The organism is Serratia quinivorans (assembly GCF_946227985.1).
In the GTDB taxonomy this organism is placed as follows: Bacteria; Pseudomonadota; Gammaproteobacteria; order Enterobacterales; family Enterobacteriaceae; genus Serratia; species Serratia quinivorans_A.
On the sequence record NZ_CAMKGL010000019.1, the window covers coordinates 1 to 18,683 of the forward strand.

The 18,683-nt window shown below is 56.2% G+C and carries 17 protein-coding genes and 1 riboswitch; of the genes, 10 read left to right on the forward strand and 7 right to left on the reverse strand.

The window, feature by feature from the left end; all coding sequences use genetic code 11:
• From OCH02_RS24985 to purD, 3 genes are all read left to right on the forward strand, one after another.
• Nucleotides 1-348 (forward strand): hypothetical protein (locus OCH02_RS24985; RefSeq protein ID WP_261433521.1); only part of this gene is annotated, 348 nt, incomplete at its 5' end.
• Nucleotides 349-406: 58 nt separating this feature from the next.
• On the forward strand, nucleotides 407-1,996 hold the full coding sequence (gene purH, locus OCH02_RS24990; protein ID WP_261433522.1) for a bifunctional phosphoribosylaminoimidazolecarboxamide formyltransferase/IMP cyclohydrolase: 1,590 nt from the start codon (nucleotides 407-409) through the stop codon (nucleotides 1,994-1,996).
• A gap of 48 nt (nucleotides 1,997-2,044) precedes the next feature.
• The gene (purD, locus tag OCH02_RS24995; protein WP_261433523.1) at nucleotides 2,045-3,328 is read left to right on the forward strand and encodes a phosphoribosylamine--glycine ligase; all 1,284 of its coding nucleotides are present in this window, start codon (nucleotides 2,045-2,047) and stop codon (nucleotides 3,326-3,328) included.
• 46 nt (nucleotides 3,329-3,374) lie between these two features.
• Here the strand turns inward: purD and OCH02_RS25000 are convergent, their stop codons facing one another.
• The 6 genes from OCH02_RS25000 to nudC form a co-directional block, all read right to left on the reverse strand.
• Nucleotides 3,375-4,013, reverse strand: coding sequence for a DUF1481 domain-containing protein (locus OCH02_RS25000; RefSeq protein ID WP_261433537.1), 639 nt, complete (start codon nucleotides 4,011-4,013; stop codon nucleotides 3,375-3,377).
• A gap of 69 nt (nucleotides 4,014-4,082) precedes the next feature.
• Complete coding sequence (gene hupA, locus OCH02_RS25005) at nucleotides 4,083-4,355, reverse strand: nucleoid-associated protein HU-alpha (protein WP_012004757.1); 273 nt, start codon at nucleotides 4,353-4,355, stop codon at nucleotides 4,083-4,085.
• A 188-nt stretch (nucleotides 4,356-4,543) separates the two neighbouring features.
• The gene (locus OCH02_RS25010) at nucleotides 4,544-5,134 is read right to left on the reverse strand and encodes a YjaG family protein (RefSeq protein ID WP_135314772.1); all 591 of its coding nucleotides are present in this window, start codon (nucleotides 5,132-5,134) and stop codon (nucleotides 4,544-4,546) included.
• 48 nt (nucleotides 5,135-5,182) lie between these two features.
• Nucleotides 5,183-5,869 carry a deoxyribonuclease V gene (gene nfi, locus OCH02_RS25015; protein WP_261433524.1) on the reverse strand — a complete coding sequence of 229 codons (687 nt, stop codon included), beginning with the start codon at nucleotides 5,867-5,869 and terminating at the stop codon, nucleotides 5,183-5,185.
• A gap of 9 nt (nucleotides 5,870-5,878) precedes the next feature.
• On the reverse strand, nucleotides 5,879-6,943 hold the full coding sequence (hemE, locus tag OCH02_RS25020) for a uroporphyrinogen decarboxylase (RefSeq protein WP_261433526.1): 1,065 nt from the start codon (nucleotides 6,941-6,943) through the stop codon (nucleotides 5,879-5,881).
• 40 nt (nucleotides 6,944-6,983) lie between these two features.
• Nucleotides 6,984-7,751 carry an NAD(+) diphosphatase gene (nudC, locus tag OCH02_RS25025; protein WP_261093956.1) on the reverse strand — a complete coding sequence of 256 codons (768 nt, stop codon included), beginning with the start codon at nucleotides 7,749-7,751 and terminating at the stop codon, nucleotides 6,984-6,986.
• 99 nt (nucleotides 7,752-7,850) lie between these two features.
• Here nudC and rsd point away from each other — a divergent pair, with 99 nt between their 5' ends.
• The 7 genes from rsd to thiH all read left to right on the forward strand — a co-directional run bounded on the left by rsd (nucleotide 7,851) and on the right by thiH (nucleotide 14,073).
• On the forward strand, nucleotides 7,851-8,354 hold the full coding sequence (rsd, locus tag OCH02_RS25030) for a sigma D regulator (protein ID WP_261433527.1): 504 nt from the start codon (nucleotides 7,851-7,853) through the stop codon (nucleotides 8,352-8,354).
• A gap of 39 nt (nucleotides 8,355-8,393) precedes the next feature.
• Nucleotides 8,394-8,518: riboswitch (TPP riboswitch) on the forward strand.
• Between the two features lie 115 nt (nucleotides 8,519-8,633).
• Nucleotides 8,634-10,577: a phosphomethylpyrimidine synthase ThiC gene (gene thiC / locus OCH02_RS25035; RefSeq protein ID WP_261433528.1), complete on the forward strand. Its 1,944-nt coding sequence runs from the start codon at nucleotides 8,634-8,636 to the stop codon at nucleotides 10,575-10,577.
• Nucleotides 10,570-11,208, forward strand: a complete 639-nt coding sequence (gene thiE, locus OCH02_RS25040) for a thiamine phosphate synthase (protein WP_261433529.1) — start codon at nucleotides 10,570-10,572, stop codon at nucleotides 11,206-11,208. Before thiC ends, thiE begins: the two co-directional genes overlap by 8 nt.
• 4 nt (nucleotides 11,209-11,212) lie before the next feature.
• Nucleotides 11,213-11,962 carry a HesA/MoeB/ThiF family protein gene (locus OCH02_RS25045; protein WP_261433530.1) on the forward strand — a complete coding sequence of 250 codons (750 nt, stop codon included), beginning with the start codon at nucleotides 11,213-11,215 and terminating at the stop codon, nucleotides 11,960-11,962.
• Nucleotides 11,959-12,159 (forward strand): sulfur carrier protein ThiS, encoded by a 201-nt coding sequence (gene thiS / locus OCH02_RS25050; RefSeq protein ID WP_135314764.1) that lies wholly within the window; start codon nucleotides 11,959-11,961, stop codon nucleotides 12,157-12,159. The genes OCH02_RS25045 and thiS overlap by 4 nt, the downstream gene beginning before the upstream one ends.
• Before the next feature lies 1 nt (nucleotide 12,160).
• Nucleotides 12,161-12,940: a thiazole synthase gene (locus tag OCH02_RS25055; RefSeq protein WP_261433531.1), complete on the forward strand. Its 780-nt coding sequence runs from the start codon at nucleotides 12,161-12,163 to the stop codon at nucleotides 12,938-12,940.
• Nucleotides 12,940-14,073, forward strand: a complete 1,134-nt coding sequence (gene thiH / locus OCH02_RS25060; protein WP_261433533.1) for a 2-iminoacetate synthase ThiH — start codon at nucleotides 12,940-12,942, stop codon at nucleotides 14,071-14,073. Before OCH02_RS25055 ends, thiH begins: the two co-directional genes overlap by 1 nt.
• A 329-nt stretch (nucleotides 14,074-14,402) precedes the next feature.
• Here the strand turns inward: thiH and rpoC are convergent, their stop codons facing one another.
• Nucleotides 14,403-18,629, reverse strand: coding sequence for a DNA-directed RNA polymerase subunit beta' (gene rpoC / locus OCH02_RS25065; protein ID WP_261433534.1), 4,227 nt, complete (start codon nucleotides 18,627-18,629; stop codon nucleotides 14,403-14,405).
• Between the last annotated feature and the right edge of the window lie 54 nt (nucleotides 18,630-18,683).

Here is an 18,683-nt window from a genome sequence, read left to right on the forward strand (position 1 = left end):
ACCCCTAAATTTCAGGATTTTTTCTCTTCGAACCCCGGAGACTCTGTGAAGTTGTTCACATGTTCCGTGTCGATGGAGGCGCATTATAGGGAGTTCTCAGGAGGCCGCAATAGGTATTTTCGACAAAAACGATCGTTTGCTGCATTCCACAGCAAAACCCCGCTTTATACCCTGTTGTTAACAAACTTATCCACAGAAGTGATTTGCCCGGAAATTTTACGAGCGCCACGCAAACGTTTTCGCTACAATTCCCCGCGACGAAACGCTCCCCTTTTTACGGGGGCGTTACCTGAATCTGTGCCTGATTACCCCTTTATAGAGAGAAAAACCTTTCCTTATAAAGAGTAGAAGGTGGAAATTCACGTAACGCTCTTTTATTGCGACTCCAAAGCCAAGGGATAAAACCATGCAACAACCTCGTCCAATCCGCCGGGCCCTGCTCAGCGTCTCTGACAAAGCCGGTATCGTTGAATTCGCCGAAGCGCTGTCCCAGCGTGGCGTTGAACTGCTCTCCACCGGTGGCACCGCCCGCCTGCTGGCAGATGCCGGCCTGCCTGTTACCGAAGTTTCCGACTACACCGGCTTCCCGGAGATGATGGACGGACGAGTAAAGACCCTGCACCCCAAAGTACACGGCGGTATTCTTGGCCGCCGCGGCCAGGACGATGCCATCATGGGTCAGCATGACATCAAGCCGATCGACATGGTGGTGGTAAACCTTTATCCGTTCGCCCAAACCGTGGCGCGTCCGAACTGCTCACTGGAAGACGCCGTCGAGAACATCGACATCGGCGGCCCAACCATGGTGCGCTCCGCGGCCAAGAACCATAAAGACGTCGCCATCGTGGTAAAGAGCAGCGACTACGCCGCTATTATTACCGAGATGGATAACAACGACGGTTCTCTGCAATACACCACCCGTTTCGATCTGGCCATCAAAGCCTTCGAACACACCGCCGCTTACGACAGCATGATCGCCAACTACTTCGGCGCACTGGTTCCTGCCTACCATGGCGATACCGAGCAGCCTGCCGGCCGTTTCCCTCGTACCCTGAACCTCAACTATATAAAGAAGCAGGATATGCGCTACGGTGAGAACAGCCACCAGCAAGCGGCCTTCTATATAGAAGAGAACGTTCAGGAAGCCTCTGTCGCCACCGCAGAACAACTGCAAGGCAAAGCGCTGTCCTACAACAACATCGCCGACACCGACGCCGCACTGGAATGTGTGAAGGAGTTCGCCGAGCCGGCCTGCGTGATCGTCAAGCACGCCAACCCATGCGGTGTGGCGATCGGCGATGATATTCTGGCAGCCTATGAGCGCGCCTATCAAACCGACCCAACCTCTGCTTTCGGTGGCATCATCGCCTTCAACCGCGAACTGGACGCCGCTACCGCACAGGCCATCATCAGCCGTCAGTTTGTGGAAGTGATTATCGCGCCAGGCATCAGCCAGGAAGCTCGCTCCCTGTTGGCGGCCAAACAGAACGTCCGCGTACTGGCCTGCGGCCAATGGCAACAACGTATTGCCGCCCTCGACTTCAAACGTGTCAACGGCGGCCTGCTGGTGCAGGATCGCGATCTGGGCATGGTGAGCGAAGGCGATCTGCGCGTGGTATCTGAACGTCAGCCGACCGCGCAGGAACTGCGTGATGCACTGTTCTGCTGGAAAGTCGCCAAGTTCGTGAAGTCCAACGCTATCGTCTATGCGCGCGACAACATGACTATCGGTATAGGCGCCGGCCAGATGAGCCGCGTTTACTCTGCCAAGATCGCCGGGATCAAAGCCGCGGACGAAGGCCTGGAAGTCAAAGGTTCTGCCATGGCATCTGACGCTTTCTTCCCGTTCCGTGATGGCATTGATGCCGCCGCAGCGGTGGGTATCAGCTGCGTGATCCAGCCAGGCGGTTCGATCCGTGATGACGAAGTGATTGCCGCCGCCAATGAGCACGGCATCGCGATGATCTTCACCGACATGCGCCACTTCCGCCATTAATCCCTTTTGCCGCGTGCGCTACGGCGCACGCTCTGCGTGGAGCACCTGATGAATATTTTAATTATCGGCAACGGCGGGCGTGAACACGCGCTGGCCTGGAAAGCCGCTCAGTCGCCTTTGGCGGATAAAGTTTATGTTGCGCCGGGCAATGCCGGTACCGCACTGGAAAGCAATCTCGAGAACGTCGCGATCTCCGCTACCGATATTTCGGCACTGGTTTCCTTTGCCCAGAGTCATGATATCGGTCTCACCATCGTCGGGCCGGAAGCACCGCTGGTCATTGGTGTGGTCGATGCCTTCCAGGCCGCCGGCCTGAAAATCTTTGGCCCTTCCCAGGCAGCGGCCCAATTAGAAGGCTCTAAAGCCTTTACCAAAGACTTTCTCGCACGTCATAACATCCCGAGCGCCGAATACCAGAACTTTACCGAAGTTGAACCTGCGCTCGCCTATCTGCGCAGCAAAGGCGCCCCCATCGTTATCAAGGCCGACGGCCTGGCCGCCGGCAAGGGCGTAATCGTCGCCATGACGCTGCAGGAAGCCGAAGACGCGGTGCAGGACATGTTGGCTGGTAACGCCTTTGGCGATGCCGGTCACCGTATCGTGATAGAAGAGTTCCTTGAAGGTGAAGAAGCCAGCTTTATCGTGATGGTCGACGGCGAAAACGTGGTGCCGATGGCCACCAGCCAGGATCACAAACGCGTCGGCGACGGTGATACCGGCCCGAACACCGGTGGCATGGGTGCCTACTCCCCGGCACCGGTAGTCACCGACGAAATCCATCAGCGCGCCATGGATCAGGTCATCTGGCCTACCGTACGTGGCATGGCTGCGGAAGGTAATACCTACGTCGGCTTCCTTTACGCTGGGTTGATGATCTCCGCCGACGGCCAGCCGAAGGTGATTGAGTTCAACTGCCGCTTTGGCGATCCGGAGACGCAACCAATCATGTTGCGCCTGCGTTCTGATCTGGTCGAGTTGTGTCTGGCCGGTGCAGAAGGCAAGCTGGGTGAGAAAACGTCCGAGTGGGATGAGCGTCCTGCGCTAGGCGTGGTGCTGGCAGCCGGCGGTTATCCAGGTGATTACAACAACGGTGAAGTCATTCAGGGTCTGCCACAGCAGGAAAGTGCCGACGGTAAGGTGTTCCATGCAGGTACCCGCATGCAGGGCGATGACGTGGTCACCAACGGTGGTCGTGTGTTGTGCGTAACCGCACTGGGTGAGACGGTGGCTCAAGCGCAACAACGCGCCTATCAATTAGCGGAAGGTATTCAGTGGCCGGGTAGTTTTAGCCGTAAGGACATTGGCTATCGCGCGATTGCTCGCGGCAAATGATCTGAACATCGAGAGTGACTCTGGGCTCCGCAATGCGGGGCCTTTTTTATAGCTGGTCTTCTTTCGGTTCCCAGCGGCAAAAATCATCGTTCGCTACCAGCAGCAGTTCACGCCCTTCCGGCGCATCCAACCAGGCTATATTCACCGGCTGGCTGCTATTGAGGGCACGTCGCGCGATCCAGGCTTCGGCACTGCTATCCAGATCTGGTTTCAACGTTTGACCATCACAGGTTTGTACTACTCCCTGTAGCCAACGCCCCTGCAACAACTTCACCTTACCAGCGCGCAGCGCATTGCTCAGTTCCAGCACGCGTCGTGCCTGGTATTGATACAGCGCAATTTCGTCGGCGGTCAGTTGTTCACGCCGCGTGGCCAGTTGGCGCTGCATAAAGCTTACTCCGCCGTCATCGGCAAAGCGCAATTGAATGGAGTCTTGATCGCCATCGGCGTCAGTGCGTTTGATTTGGCGCAGCTTACCGTCTTGATATTCGTACAGCGTGGTAACGGTGCCCGGACCACGATAAGGGCTATAGACGCTCATCAACACCAGTGGGCGGTGCCGCTCGTCATCTTTACGCCACAGGCGCATAACGCCCTGGTCGGCCACATAACCACTGGCACTAAAGGAAGGAAGATCTGAATGACTGCTGCAGGCGCTCAGGCCAGCGGCAATGCCGATGACCATAAGCGCCTGTCGGATAAACAAAAGGGGCACAATTGCCCCTCTGTTTAATCTTTTCACCAACACGCAGTATTACTTAACTGCGTCTTTCAGTGCTTTACCAGAAACGAACGCAGGCACGTTAGCAGCTGCGATTTTGATTTCTTTACCAGTCTGCGGGTTGCGACCAGTGCGCTCGTTGCGGTGGTTTACCTTGAAAGTACCGAAACCAACCAATTGTACTGCATCACCTTCTTTCAGAGACTCAGTAATAGCAGCCAGGGTGGATTCCAGAGCCAGTTTAGCTTGTGCTTTGGAAAGGTCAGCCTTGTCCGCGATTACATCAATCAGTTGAGTCTTGTTCATAAGTTATCCTTACAGTGTGTTTATCGTTTGCAAAGCATCGAGTGCGACGGATATGCCGATGTACAGCACTCCCTGCATACACGCACCGATAGCCACTTTTTTTCCGCCCCCCAAATGTAGACCAGACAGGGTGCGGATGTGAAGCCTTAAGGCATGACAAATCAGGCGTTAAATCACGTTTTCTTGCCTTATTGCGTTAATTTTATCCCGATATTACTAACCGCGGCCTCGCGGAGGTCAGAACGCAACCCTTTGATCAGTTCCAAATCACGCTCTTCGCAGTCAGCCAACAGGCGGAAAATTTCCCATTGGATGTCCCATTCTTCCTCTACCGCAGGCAAAACTTTGAGCTCATCGTCGGTCATTTCTTTACCGGCCTGAGTCATTTCCAACATCGCCACGGTGCGAATTGACGTTTCGCTGATGGCGATGGCGTGCTCTAGCGTCTCCCCGCTGAGTCGCGAATGGATCAGTTCCCCTAATGCGATACAGGCGTCAATCGCCGGGTAAACGCCGTAAAGATCGTAATCTTCTGCCGAGGGTATCGCCTCTTCCAACTTCTCCAGCTGGCTGTCAAAGTTGACCTTGGCGTCCTTGACCACCAGAGTTTCCCACACCAAATCCAGAATACGGCGGTAAATTGCCGGTTCGCCGAACTCGGTTTGCAGACAGAACATCTGGTAATTCGGATACATACGCTCGCACAAACTGGCCATAAAGGTCAAATGTTGCCAGCTTTCAAGCTTTTCCAGACGTAAATGAATCGGGTTACGTAGCATTATTCACTCTCTTACGCGTTATCTGCGCCGCAGTGTACCCGAAATCGGTCATTGCGACACCTCTGGATGCTGCTGCAGCCAGCGCTGGAAGGCCGGGCGGCGCGAGGCGATGGCGTCGGCCCAGCGTGTAGGTTCCGGCAAACGGTAGCCCGCCATGCAACGTTGCACCCAGGCCAATGCACTGTCGGCACCGACACGATGGCCGGTGGAGATAAACAACGGATTACAGCGCGCCTTACTACGCCATACCCAGCCAAGCTGCTCTCCTTTGTCCTCCAGCGGGGCCAGCGCACCTGTAGCCTCGTCCAGCGGGGCGAACTTACCGCACAGGCGCTTTTTGGCTACGCCGATGGTCGGTACGTTGACCAGCAGGCCAAAATGGCTGGCTACGCCCAGACGGCGCGGATGCGAAATGCCATGGCCGTCAACCAGTACCAAGTCCGGCTTTTGATGCACTTGCTCCCAGGCTGCGAGCAATGCAGGGTATTCACGGAACGATAAAAAACCGGGGATATAGGGCATGGTGGTGGCAACCCGTGCCACCTGATATTCCACCAGTTCCAGCGAAGGATAGCGCAGGATGGCGATGGCGGCGCGGGTTACCGCGCCTTCCTGCTCAAAGCCCACGTCGGCACCGGCGATAAAGGCCGGTGAGTCGACCAAAAAATCATCCTGGCGAATGACTTCGGAGGCGCGCAACCGTTGTTCTGCGCGCAGGGCTTGAGTCTCTATCACATCCAATCCTTAACGATGGTATTTCCCCGACTGCGCGTGGACCGCCTCAACAAAGGCACCGGCGTTCTCCGGCGGCACGTCCAGGTGAATGCCGTGGCCCAGGTTGAATACGTGTCCTTCGCCGTGGCCGAAACCGGCCAGAATGGTTTCCACTTCCTGGCCAATGCGCTCAGGTGACGCATACAGCATGGAAGGGTCCATATTGCCCTGCAGCGCGACTTTGTCCCCTACGCGACGGCGTGCCTCGGCGATATCCGTCGTCCAGTCGAGTCCGAGCGCGTCACAACCTGTTGCCGCTATCGCCTCCAGCCACTGGCCGCCACCTTTGGTGAACAGCGTGACCGGCACACGGCGGCCGTCGTTTTCACGCAGCAGCCCGTCAACAATCTTGTGCATGTAATGCAGTGAGAACTCGCGGTAGTCACGACCGGTCAGCACGCCACCCCAGGTATCGAAGACCATCACCGACTGCGCACCGGCTTTAATCTGGGCGTTAAGATACAAGATGACGCTGTCTGCCAGCTTATCCAGCAGCAGGTGCAACGTAGCCGGCTCGGCGTACATCATTTTTTTCAGTTTGGTGAAGGCCTTACTACTACCGCCTTCCACCATATAGGTCGCCAGCGTCCACGGACTGCCTGAGAAACCGATCAGCGGCACTTCGCCCTTCAGCTCGCGACGGATGGTACGCACAGCGTTCATCACATAACCCAGTTCCACTTCCGGGTCGAACGCCGGCAGCTTGTCAACATCGGCACGGCTGGTGATAGGCGAGGAAAAACGCGGGCCTTCACCGACTTCGAAATACAGACCCAGCCCCATAGCATCGGGAATGGTGAGGATATCGGAGAACAGGATCGCCGCATCCAGCGGGAAACGACGCAGCGGCTGCAGCGTAACTTCACAAGCCAGCTCCGCGTTCTTGCACAGCGACATGAAATCACCGGCCTGAGCGCGGGTAGCCTTGTATTCCGGCAAATAACGACCGGCCTGACGCATCATCCATACAGGGGTCACATCCACCGGCTGACGCAGCAGTGCGCGCAGGTAACGATCGTTCTTCAACTCATTCATTTATGGGGCTCCCTTATTCATCTGCCGGTATTGTAGCGATTTATTGCTCACGGCATAAGGCTACGGTGTCCTCTATCAGGCGACGCGCTACCGTGCCGGGCGGCGGTAATAGCGGCAACCGATCGTAGCGGTACCAACCGGCGTTAAGCAGCTCTTTTGGATCGTGGCGGATCTCGCCGCGGTGGTAATCGGCCATAAAGGCCATCATCAACGAGTGCGGGAACGGCCAGGGTTGTGAGGTGACATAACGCAGGTTTTTGATTTCAATATTACTTTCTTCCATCACTTCGCGTGCGGCCGCCTGCTCCAGCGTTTCGCCAACCTCGACAAAGCCGGCCAGTACGGTATGAATACCGCCGCGATGGCGCACATGTTGCGCCAGCAGGATCTCATCGTCTCGCCGAATGGCAACGATCACGCAGGGGGCGATTTGCGGGTAGTAGCGCTCCCGACAGTTACCGCACAGGCAGGCACTTTCGGTACGGCTAAGATGCATCTCATGACCGCAGTAACCGCAATAGCGATGAGAACGGTAAAACTCGGCCAGTTGTACGCCCCGTCCGGCAAGTTGGAACAGCCCGCGATCGAGTTCTAACAGTTGGCGTACCGAGCCCATCTCCTGCGGCATTGCGTGGCGCACCAGCCAGACCGGCAACCCTTCCCATTCACCAATACTACGGGCCATTCTTCCCTGCAGGGAAAATGACGCAGCCAAACCGCACGGTAATTCACCGTTCGGTAACCAAAGTTTGCTTTCATGGCTGACGATCCACCAGCCATTTTCATTACCCGTTAATGCAAGTTCCATATCGTTGTTGCACAACCTCAGCTTCACTGGCACTCTACAAATCGGCCTTGTTACATTTTAATAACTTACTGTTACGTTTTATTACTTACGGAGTCAAACATGCTCAACCGTTTGGAAAGCCTGACTCAGCGCGTTGGTGGTAGTAATGAATTAGTAGATCAATGGCTTCAGGCACGCAAGCAGTTGCTGGTCGCCTATTGTGCCCTGGTGGGCATTAAACCTAACAAAGAAAAGCATACGCCGCTGAATGAAAAAGCGCTGGAGAACTTTTGCCATAATCTGGTGGATTATCTCTCCGCCGGCCATTTTCATATCTATGACAGAATAATCAAACAAGTGGAAGGCGCATCCAGTCCGAAAATGTCTCTGGCGGTCAACATCTATCCCAAGCTGTGGGCCAATACCGAGCAGATCATGGCTTTCCACGATCGCTATACCGAAGTGGATATCGATCAGGACGTGTGTCTGGAATTACATCAGGCGTTGTCCGACATCGGTGAAACCCTGGCGGCTCGTTTTACCCTTGAAGACAGGCTGATCCAATTGGCAGCTGAAACCTGGCAGCAGGCTGAGCCAGACAAGACGCTGGATCCGGCCCGCTAAAATTTTGTAGTCTTTTTTATTATCCCTCCTATACTGGAGGGCATCTTGTCGGAGTGCCTAGCGCCTGATTTGTTCATCAAATTGGCCAGGCTGAGACCGTTAATTCGGGATCCGCGGAACCTGATCGGGTTAATACCCGCGAAGGGAACAAGAGTAATCTATCGCCACAGGCAGGTGACCCCGATTTGGGATAATCCCGCTTTGCCGGCCAGCATCATTACTCCCTCCGAGCTCCAGACAAGCAACTTTCCCAACCCAACACACTGGTAGGAACTTGCTATGTCTAACGTTAACAAACCCCGCGCTCGTAAAGAGCAACGCGAAGAAGCCCAGCAGTTTATCAACACCCTGCAAGGCGTTGCCTTCCCCAACTCGCGCCGTATCTATCTGCAGGGCTCACGTAGTGACCTTCAGGTGCCAATGCGTGAAATTCAGCTCAGCCCGACGCTGAGCGGTGGCGATAAGGACAACCCGAAGTACGAGCCAAACGAAGCCATTCCGGTGTACGACACTGCCGGCCCTTACGGTGACCCCCAATCCGAACTCAACGTGCATACCGGCCTGGCGAAGCTACGCGCCGGTTGGATCGCTGAACGCGGTGATACCCAAGCCCTCAAAAGCGTCAGTTCAGGTTTCACCCAGCAGCGTCTGGCAGATGAAGGCCTGGATCACCTGCGCTTTGAATATCTGCCGTTGCCACGCAAGGCACAGCCGGGCAAATGCGTGACCCAGTTGCACTACGCGCGTGCCGGCACCGTCACCCCGGAAATGGAATTTATCGCCATTCGCGAAAACATGGGGCGCGAGCGCATCCGTGGCGAGGTGTTACGCCACCAGCATCCTGGCCAAAGTTGGGGGGCCAACCTGCCGGAGAACATCACGCCGGAATTCGTTCGCCAGGAAGTCGCAGCCGGGCGCGCCATCATCCCCGCCAATATCAACCACCCGGAATCCGAACCGATGATTATCGGCCGTAACTTCTTGGTGAAGGTTAATGCCAACATCGGCAACTCGGCGGTGACCTCCTCTATCGAGGAAGAAGTCGAGAAACTGGTGTGGTCCACCCGCTGGGGCGCAGATACCGTGATGGATCTTTCCACCGGTCGCTATATCCACGAAACCCGCGAATGGATCCTGCGTAACAGCCCGGTGCCGATTGGTACTGTGCCTATCTATCAGGCACTGGAAAAGGTGAACGGCGTGGCGGAAAACCTCACCTGGGAAATGTTCCGCGATACGTTGCTGGAGCAGGCGGAGCAAGGGGTTGACTACTTCACCATTCACGCCGGTGTGCTGCTGCGTTACGTGCCGATGACCGCCAAACGCCTGACCGGCATCGTCTCCCGCGGCGGTTCAATCATGGCGAAATGGTGCCTGTCGCATCATCAGGAAAATTTCCTGTACCAGCACTTCCGCGAAATCTGTGAGATTTGCGCCGCCTATGACGTCTCTCTGTCCCTCGGTGACGGTCTGCGGCCGGGTTCAATTCAGGACGCCAACGACGAGGCACAGTTCGCCGAACTGCACACCCTGGGAGAACTGACCAAAATTGCCTGGGAATATGACGTGCAGGTGATGATCGAAGGCCCCGGACACGTGCCTATGCAGATGATCCGCCGCAACATGACCGAGGAGCTGGAACACTGCCACGAGGCACCGTTTTACACTCTCGGCCCACTGACCACCGATATTGCCCCAGGTTATGACCACTTTACCTCCGGTATCGGGGCCGCGATGATCGGCTGGTTCGGCTGCGCCATGCTGTGTTACGTCACGCCAAAGGAACACCTCGGGCTGCCGAACAAAGAGGATGTCAAACAGGGGCTGATCACCTACAAAATTGCCGCTCACGCCGCCGACCTGGCGAAAGGCCACCCCGGTGCACAAATCCGCGATAACGCCATGTCCAAGGCGCGCTTCGAATTCCGCTGGGAAGATCAGTTCAATCTGGCGCTCGACCCAGCCACCGCACGCGCTTATCACGACGAAACCCTGCCGCAAGAGTCTGGCAAAATCGCCCACTTCTGCTCTATGTGCGGGCCAAAATTCTGCTCGATGAAAATCTCGCAGGAGGTTCGCGACTATGCCGCCGCGCAGGAAGCGGCCCAACCGATAGAAGTGCAGCTAACCGGCATGGAAAAAATGTCAGCCGAGTTCCGCTCACGCGGCAGCGAGCTGTACCACAGCGCCGGCAACCTGCAAGAGGAGCTGAGCAATGACTGATATCACCACGCCCTTCCCCGCCACGCCTCACAAGTTGGGGCTATACCCGGTAGTCGACAGCGTTGAATGGATTGCCCGCTTGCTGGAAGCGGGCGTTACCACCCTTCAATTGCGGATTAAGGATCTGCCGGATGAACAGGTCGAGGACGACATTGCCGCCGCTATTGCGCTCGGCAAGCGCTACAACGCCCGCTTGTTTATCAATGACTATTGGCAATTGGCGATAAAGCATGGTGCCTATGGCGTACATCTCGGCCAGGAGGATTTGGATACTACCGATCTGGCAGCCATTCACCGCACCGGGCTGCGTTTGGGGGTTTCCACCCATGACGATAACGAATTGGCCCGAGCTATTGCGGTGAAACCTTCCTATATCGCGCTGGGGCATATTTTTCCGACGCAAACCAAAGATATGCCTTCTGCCCCACAGGGTCTGGTGGAACTGAAACGCCATATTGCCGGGTTGAGTGACTACCCAACGGTGGCGATCGGCGGGATCAGTATCGATCGCGTAGCGGCGGTGCTGGATTGCGGCGTCGGTAGCGTCGCGGTAGTCAGCGCCATTACCCAGGCCGCGGACTGGCGCGCAGCGACCGCACAACTGTTGCAACTGATCGAAGGCAAGGAGTGATGCCATGCTGAACGATCAAGAATTCCTGCGCTACAGCCGCCAGTTGCTGCTGGAAGACATCGGCCCCGAAGGCCAGGAGAAGCTAAAACAGTCGACGGTGCTGATCGTCGGGTTGGGCGGGTTGGGCTCTCCCGCCTCGCTTTATCTGGCCGCCGCTGGCGTCGGCACCCTGCTGCTGGCCGATGACGACAGGCTGCACGTCACCAATTTGCAGCGTCAGATCCTCTATCGCAGCAGCGACGTTTCCCAAAGCAAAGCCGTCCTGGCAAAGCACCAGCTACAGGCACTGAACCCGATGGTCGAATCCATCGCACTGGAACAGCGTCTGCAAGGGGAAATGTTGCAGCGTGCCGTACAACGCGCCGATTTAATTTTGGACTGTAGCGATAACATGGAAACCCGTCATGCGGTGAACGCCGCCTGCATCCAGGCCGGTAAACCGCTGATCAGCGGCAGTGCGGTGGGTTTCAGCGGTCAGTTGCTGGTGATAGAACCTCCCTATGCCCACGGCTGCTACGCCTGCCTGTATCCGGAGCAAACTGAACCCCAACGCAACTGCCGTACCGCTGGCGTACTCGGCCCTGTGGTCGGCGTCATTGGCACGCTGCAAGCGCTGGAAGCGATAAAAATGCTGGCGGGCCTGCCTTCCGCCATCAGCGGCAAACTGCGGCTGTTCGACGGTAAACAACAAAGCTGGAGCACCTTGCAACTCAGTCAGGCCAGCACCTGCCCGGCGTGCGGAGGGACAGCATGAAAATTCGTCTTAATGACCAGCCACTGGAACTGGCGCAGCCCATCAGCATCAGCGCCCTGCTCCAGCAACTGGAACGCCACCAGCCGGGCACGGCATTGGCTATCAACCAAACCATCATCCCGCGTACCGACTGGGCTAACCACCTGGTGCAAGACGGCGATGACATCCTGCTGTTTCAAGCGATCGCCGGAGGCTGACATGCTACAAATCGCCGATACCACTTTCACTTCACGCCTGTTTACCGGCACCGGTAAATTCGCCACCCCAACGCTGATGCTGGAGGCATTACAGGCCTCCGGCTCGCAGCTGGTCACCATGGCAATGAAGCGTGTTGACCTGCGCGGCGGTAATGACGCAATTCTGGCGCCGCTGCAACAACTGGGCGTACGCCTGTTGCCGAATACTTCCGGCGCCAAGACCGCCGCAGAAGCGGTGTTCGCCGCCCGGTTGGCCCGTGAAGCGCTTGGCACCCACTGGGTGAAACTGGAAATCCATCCCGATGTGAAATACCTGCTGCCGGACCCGATCGAAACCCTGAAGGCGGCGGAAATATTGGTGAAAGAAGGTTTTGTGGTGCTGCCCTACTGCGGCGCCGATCCGGTGTTGTGTAAACGTCTGGAGGAAACGGGCTGTGCCGCGGTCATGCCACTGGGCGCACCTATTGGCTCCAACCGTGGGCTGCGCACCCGCGATTTTCTGGAGATCATTATCGAGCAGGCCAGGGTGCCCGTAGTCGTCGACGCCGGCATCGGCGCGCCAAGCCATGCACTGGAAGCCATGGAACTGGGTGCCGATGCCGTGTTGGTGAATACCGCAATCGCCGTCGCACGTGACCCGGTGCAGATGGCACGGGCTTTTCGCCTGGCGCTTGAGGCCGGCGAGCTGGCACGTCAGGCGGGATTGGGCAGTAGTCAGCGTAATGCGGTAGCCTCCAGCCCGTTGACCGCTTTTCTCAGCCAGACAGGAGAGACATTGTGATGGCTGATGATTTCAGTAGCCACTGGCACCGGTTGGATTGGGACGATATCTCGCTGCGCATTAATAGCAAAACGGCACGTGATGTCGAGCATGCACTGAATGCGGAAAAACTGTCGCGCGAAGACTTTATGGCACTGATCTCCCCCGCCGCCGCGCCCTATTTGGAACCACTGGCGCAGCGTGCGCAGCAGATGACGCGTCAACGTTTTGGCAATGTGGTCAGCTTCTACGTACCGCTGTACCTGTCCAACCTGTGCGCCAACGACTGCACCTACTGCGGCTTTTCGATGAGCAACCGCATCAAGCGTAAAACCCTTGATGCCGCCGAGATCGAACGCGAGTGTCTGGCGATTAAGGCATTGGGCTTTGAGCATTTGCTGTTGGTCACCGGTGAACACCAGACCAAGGTCGGCATGGACTATTTCCGCCAGCACATTCCAGCGATCCGCCGCCATTTCAGCTCGCTGATGATGGAGGTACAACCGCTGGAGCAGCAGGAGTACGCCGAGTTGAAGGCGCTGGGGTTGGATGGCGTGCTGGTGTATCAGGAAACCTATCATCCCGCGACCTACCTGCAGCATCATCTGCGCGGTCAAAAACAGGACTTTCACTGGCGGTTGGCCACACCGGATCGCCTGGGCCGCGCCGGGATCGACAAGATCGGCCTCGGGGCCCTGATCGGACTGTCCAACAGTTGGCGTACCGACTGCTATATGCTGGCTGAACACCTGTTCTACCTGCAACAGACTTACTGGCAGAGCCGCTACTCGATCTCGTTCCCGCGCCTGCGCCCTTGTGCCGGCGGTATCGAACCGGCATCGATCATGAGTGAACCGCAATTGGTGCAGTTAATCTGTGCCTTCCGGCTGTTCGCCCCTGACGTGGAGCTGTCTTTATCGACACGTGAGTCACCGTTCTTCCGCGATCATATGATCCCGGTGGCGATCAACAGCGTCAGTGCCGGATCCAAAACCCAGCCTGGCGGATATGCCGACGATGTGCCACCCGAGCTGGAACAGTTTGAACCCCACGATGGCCGTACCCCGCAGCAGGTGGCACAAGCCATCAGCGACGCCGGTTTACAGCCGGTGTGGAAAGACTGGGACGGATACCTGGGGCGCAGTCCGCAGTAATCTGCAAATCTTGCAACGCCGTTAAAAAAACGAGGGAAGCGTTGCGCAGAAGCTATCGACATCGCTGGCGAGGCAAATCAGCCCCGCTATAGTGGCGATGCTGGTTGCCAAACCCGGTGCCAGCCGAAACTGTCACCATACTGGCGGTTTCGCCTTACCCTCTCCCGGATCACGTCGGATTACCCTCCCGCGTGACTCCGGGACCTCAGATGTTGATGACCCTGTTGCTCTTCACCCAGCCAGTTCGCAGACAAAAAAAAACCGCCCCCGAAGGAGCGGTTTATCTGGTCAGGGCCCGGCAATGCCGTTCCCCAAGGCGCATTCAACGATTAATCGTTGTTGCCGCCACCCAGGTTGCCAGCATTGAGCAATTCAGCCAGGTTAGCCGTTGCTTCTTCCGCGCTCACCTGCGGAACAACTGGCGTTTCACCCTGTGCTTTACGGCGCATGCGGTCCTGATGATAAGCGTAACCGGTACCGGCTGGGATCAGACGGCCCACGATGACGTTCTCTTTCAGGCCACGCAGTTCATCACGCTTACCGGCAACAGCCGCTTCGGTCAGAACGCGCGTCGTTTCCTGGAACGATGCTGCGGAGATGAAGGACTCGGTCGCCAAGGAAGCCTTGGTGATACCCAGCAGATCGCGTGAGAAGGTTGCCTCGATCTTACCTTCAGCAGCAAGCTGACGGTTGGCAATCTTAACGCGAGACACTTCAGCCTGCTCGCCTTCCAGGAACTCGGTGCCGCCAGCGCTAACGATGGTGCCTTTACGCAACATCTGACGAACGATAACTTCAATGTGTTTATCGTTAATCTTAACGCCTTGCAGACGGTAAACTTCCTGCACTTCGTTGGTGATGTAGCGAGTAACCGCATGCACACCACGCAGACGAAGGATGTCGTGTGGAGATTCTGGGCCGTCAGAAACAACGTCACCACGTTCCACAACTTCACCTTCGAACACGTTGAGCTGACGCCATTTTGGAATCATCTCTTCGTACGCATCGCTGCCGTCCAGCGGTGAGATTACCAGGCGACGTTTGCCTTTGGTCTCTTTACCGAACGAGATAATCCCGCTGATTTCAGCCAGGATTGCCGGCTCTTTCGGACGACGTGCTTCGAACAGATCCGCAACGCGTGGCAGACCACCGGTAATATCCTTGGTACCGCCGGATTCCTGAGGAATACGCGCCAGGGTATCACCCGCACCGATCTGAATGCCGTCTTCCAGCTGTACAATCGCTTTACCTGGCAGGAAGTATTGAGCAGGCATATCAGTACCTGGGATCAATACGTCGTCGCCTTTGGCATCAACGATTTTCAGTGCCGGACGCAGGTCTTTACCGCTACCGGTACGCTCTGCGCTGTCCAGTACGACCAGAGAAGACAAACCGGTCAGTTCGTCGGTCTGGCGGGTAATGGTCTGGCCGTCAACCATATCAGCGAAGCGGATGAAACCACTCACTTCGGTGATAACTGGCATGGTGTGCGGATCCCAGTTAGCAACGGTTTCGCCGCCGTTAACTTCCATACCGTCGCCTTTGCCCATCACGGAACCGTAAGGCACTTTGTAACGTTCTTTAGTACGGCCGAATTCGTCGATCAGCTTCAGTTCGGTGTTACGAGAGGTAATCACCAGCTTGCCTGCGGCGTTCATTACGAACTTCACATTGCTCAGCTTCAGAGTACCCTTGTTTTTCACCTGGATGCTGGATTCAGCAGCCGCACGAGATGCCGCACCACCGATGTGGAACGTACGCATCGTCAGCTGTGTACCCGGCTCACCGATTGACTGTGCTGCGATTACGCCGATAGCTTCGCCTTTGTTGATGATGTGACCACGTGCCAGGTCGCGACCATAGCAGTTTGCACACACACCAAAGTCGGTTTCACAACTAACGACGGAACGGACTTTAACGCTGTCGACAGAGTTTTCTTCCAACAGGTCACAAGTCTTCTCGTGCAGCAGGGTGTTACGTGGCACCAGGATATCAGCCGTACCCGGCTTGATGATATCTTCTGCTGTCACACGACCCAGAACACGTTCGCGCAGTGGCTCTTTAACGTCACCACCTTCGATAACCGGGGTCATCATGATGCCGTTGTGCGTACCACAGTCGTCCTCGGTAACCACCAGATCCTGCGCCACGTCAACCAGACGACGGGTCAGATAACCGGAGTTAGCCGTTTTCAGTGCGGTATCCGCCAGACCTTTACGAGCACCGTGCGTGGAGATGAAGTACTGGAGTACGTTCAGACCTTCACGGAAGTTCGCAGTGATTGGCGTTTCAATGATGGAACCATCCGGCTTGGCCATCAGGCCACGCATACCGGCCAGCTGACGAATCTGTGCTGCAGAACCACGCGCACCGGAGTCGGCCATCATAAAGATACTGTTGAAGGAAACCTGCTGTTCAACAACACCGTCACGGTTGACGACGTCTTCAACAGACAAGTTTTCCATCATTGCCTTGGCAACACGTTCGTTCGCTGCGGCCCAGATATCGATCACTTTGTTGTAGCGTTCGCCGGCGGTAACCAAACCAGACTGGAACTGCTCCTGGATTTCGGCAACTTCGGTTTCTGCTTCTTCGATGATCTCTGCTTTCTTGGCAGGGATTACCATGTCATCGATACCTACTGACGCGCCTGAACGGGCAGCGTAAGCAAAACCGGTGTACATGATCTGGTCAGCAAAGATAACGGTCGGCTTCAGGCCCAGGATGCGGTAACAGGTGTTCAGCATCTTGGAGATAGCTTTCTTGCCCAAAGGCTGGTTAACGATCGAATACGGCAGACCGCGCGGTACGATCATCCACAGGATGGCGCGACCAACGGTAGTGTCGACGATCGAAGTCTGGTGTACAGACTCGCCTTCGGTGTTTTTGATCTCTTCGGTGATACGCACTTTGACACGCGCATGCAGAGAAGCCAGACCGGCGCGGTAAATACGCTCCGCTTCTTTCGGGCCACTCAACACCATGCCTTCGCCTTTGGCGTTAACACAGTCACGGGTCATGTAGTACAGACCCAATACAACGTCCTGAGAAGGAACGATGATTGGCTCGCCGTTCGCTGGTGACAGGATGTTGTTGGTAGACATCATCAGCGCACGCGCTTCCAGCTGGGCTTCTAAAGTCAGCGGAACGTGTACTGCCATCTGGTCACCATCGAAGTCGGCGTTGTATGCCGCACAAACCAGCGGGTGCAGCTGGATAGCCTTACCTTCGATCAGAACCGGTTCAAATGCCTGGATACCCAAACGGTGCAGGGTTGGTGCACGGTTCAGCAGTACCGGGTGTTCGCGGATAACTTCGTCCAGGATATCCCAAACGACAGCTTCTTCACGCTCAACCATTTTCTTGGCGGCTTTGATGGTGGTGGCCAGGCCACGCAGCTCCAGCTTGCCGTAGATGAACGGTTTGAACAGCTCAAGTGCCATTTTCTTAGGCAGACCACACTGATGCAGACGCAGGTATGGACCTACGGTGATTACAGAACGACCAGAGTAGTCAACACGTTTACCCAACAGGTTCTGACGGAAACGACCCTGCTTACCTTTGATCATATCGGCCAAAGATTTCAGAGGACGTTTGTTGGAACCGGTGATGGCACGACCGCGACGGCCGTTATCCAGCAGGGCATCTACCGCTTCCTGCAGCATACGCTTTTCGTTGCGCACGATGATGTCAGGCGCAGCCAGATCCAGCAGGCGTTTCAGACGGTTGTTACGGTTGATCACGCGGCGATACAGATCGTTCAGATCTGAAGTCGCGAAACGCCCGCCATCCAACGGTACCAGCGGACGCAGATCCGGTGGCAGTACCGGCAGCACGGTCAGGATCATCCACTCTGGCTTGTTGCCAGACTGTACGAACGCTTCCAGCAGCTTGATACGCTTGGTCAGCTTCTTACGCTTGGTTTCGGAGTTGGTTTCGTTCAGCTCTTCGCGCAGAGTTTCACACTCTTGCTCCAGATCCATGTTTTTCAACAGGGCCTGAATAGCTTCCGCACCCATCTTGGCGTCGAATTCATCACCGAACTCTTCCAGCGCATCCAGATACTGCTCTTCAGTCAGGATCTGACGACGCTCGAGGTTAGTCATACCGCCTTCGATAACCACATAGGATTCGAAGTACAGTACACGTTCGATGTCACGCAGCGGCATATCCAGCAGCAAACCGATGCGGGATGGCAGCGATTTCAGGAACCAGATGTGCGCAGTTGGTGAAGCCAGTTCGATGTGCCCCATACGCTCACGGCGTACTTTGGTCTGGGTCACTTCAACGCCGCACTTCTCACAAATCACGCCGCGGTGTTTTAAGTGCTTGTACTTACCGCACAGGCACTCGTAGTCTTTTACCGGCCCAAAGATACGGGCGCAGAAAAGGCCGTCACGTTCTGGTTTGAACGTACGGTAGTTAATGGTTTCCGGCTTCTTGACTTCGCCGAACGACCAGGAACGGATCATGTCTGGCGATGCCAGAGCAATCTTGATCGCGTCAAACTCTTCGGTCTTGGTTTGCGCTTTCAGAAACTTTAATAAGTCTTTCACGGATTGGCTCCTGTCGGAGTTAAACCTGTTGGGCGCACGCTGACAAATCGCGCG

Excerpts from the sequence above, each read along its gene's own strand:
- hupA (WP_012004757.1), bottom strand. The coding sequence starts at position 4,355 with ATGAACAAGACTCAACTGATTGATGTAATCGCGGACAAGGCTGACCTT.
- nudC (WP_261093956.1), bottom strand. The coding sequence starts at position 7,751 with ATGGAACTTGCATTAACGGGTAATGAAAATGGCTGGTGGATCGTCAGC.
- thiE (WP_261433529.1), top strand. The coding sequence starts at position 10,570 with ATGACTGATATCACCACGCCCTTCCCCGCCACGCCTCACAAGTTGGGG.
- OCH02_RS25000 (WP_261433537.1), bottom strand. The coding sequence starts at position 4,013 with ATGGTCATCGGCATTGCCGCTGGCCTGAGCGCCTGCAGCAGTCATTCA.
- thiH (WP_261433533.1), top strand. The coding sequence starts at position 12,940 with ATGGCTGATGATTTCAGTAGCCACTGGCACCGGTTGGATTGGGACGAT.
- purH (WP_261433522.1), top strand. The coding sequence starts at position 407 with ATGCAACAACCTCGTCCAATCCGCCGGGCCCTGCTCAGCGTCTCTGAC.
- OCH02_RS25055 (WP_261433531.1), top strand. The coding sequence starts at position 12,161 with ATGCTACAAATCGCCGATACCACTTTCACTTCACGCCTGTTTACCGGC.
- rsd (WP_261433527.1), top strand. The coding sequence starts at position 7,851 with ATGCTCAACCGTTTGGAAAGCCTGACTCAGCGCGTTGGTGGTAGTAAT.
- OCH02_RS25010 (WP_135314772.1), bottom strand. The coding sequence starts at position 5,134 with ATGCTACGTAACCCGATTCATTTACGTCTGGAAAAGCTTGAAAGCTGG.
- hemE (WP_261433526.1), bottom strand. The coding sequence starts at position 6,943 with ATGAATGAGTTGAAGAACGATCGTTACCTGCGCGCACTGCTGCGTCAG.
- thiC (WP_261433528.1), top strand. The coding sequence starts at position 8,634 with ATGTCTAACGTTAACAAACCCCGCGCTCGTAAAGAGCAACGCGAAGAA.
- OCH02_RS25045 (WP_261433530.1), top strand. The coding sequence starts at position 11,213 with ATGCTGAACGATCAAGAATTCCTGCGCTACAGCCGCCAGTTGCTGCTG.
- thiS (WP_135314764.1), top strand. The coding sequence starts at position 11,959 with ATGAAAATTCGTCTTAATGACCAGCCACTGGAACTGGCGCAGCCCATC.
- purD (WP_261433523.1), top strand. The coding sequence starts at position 2,045 with ATGAATATTTTAATTATCGGCAACGGCGGGCGTGAACACGCGCTGGCC.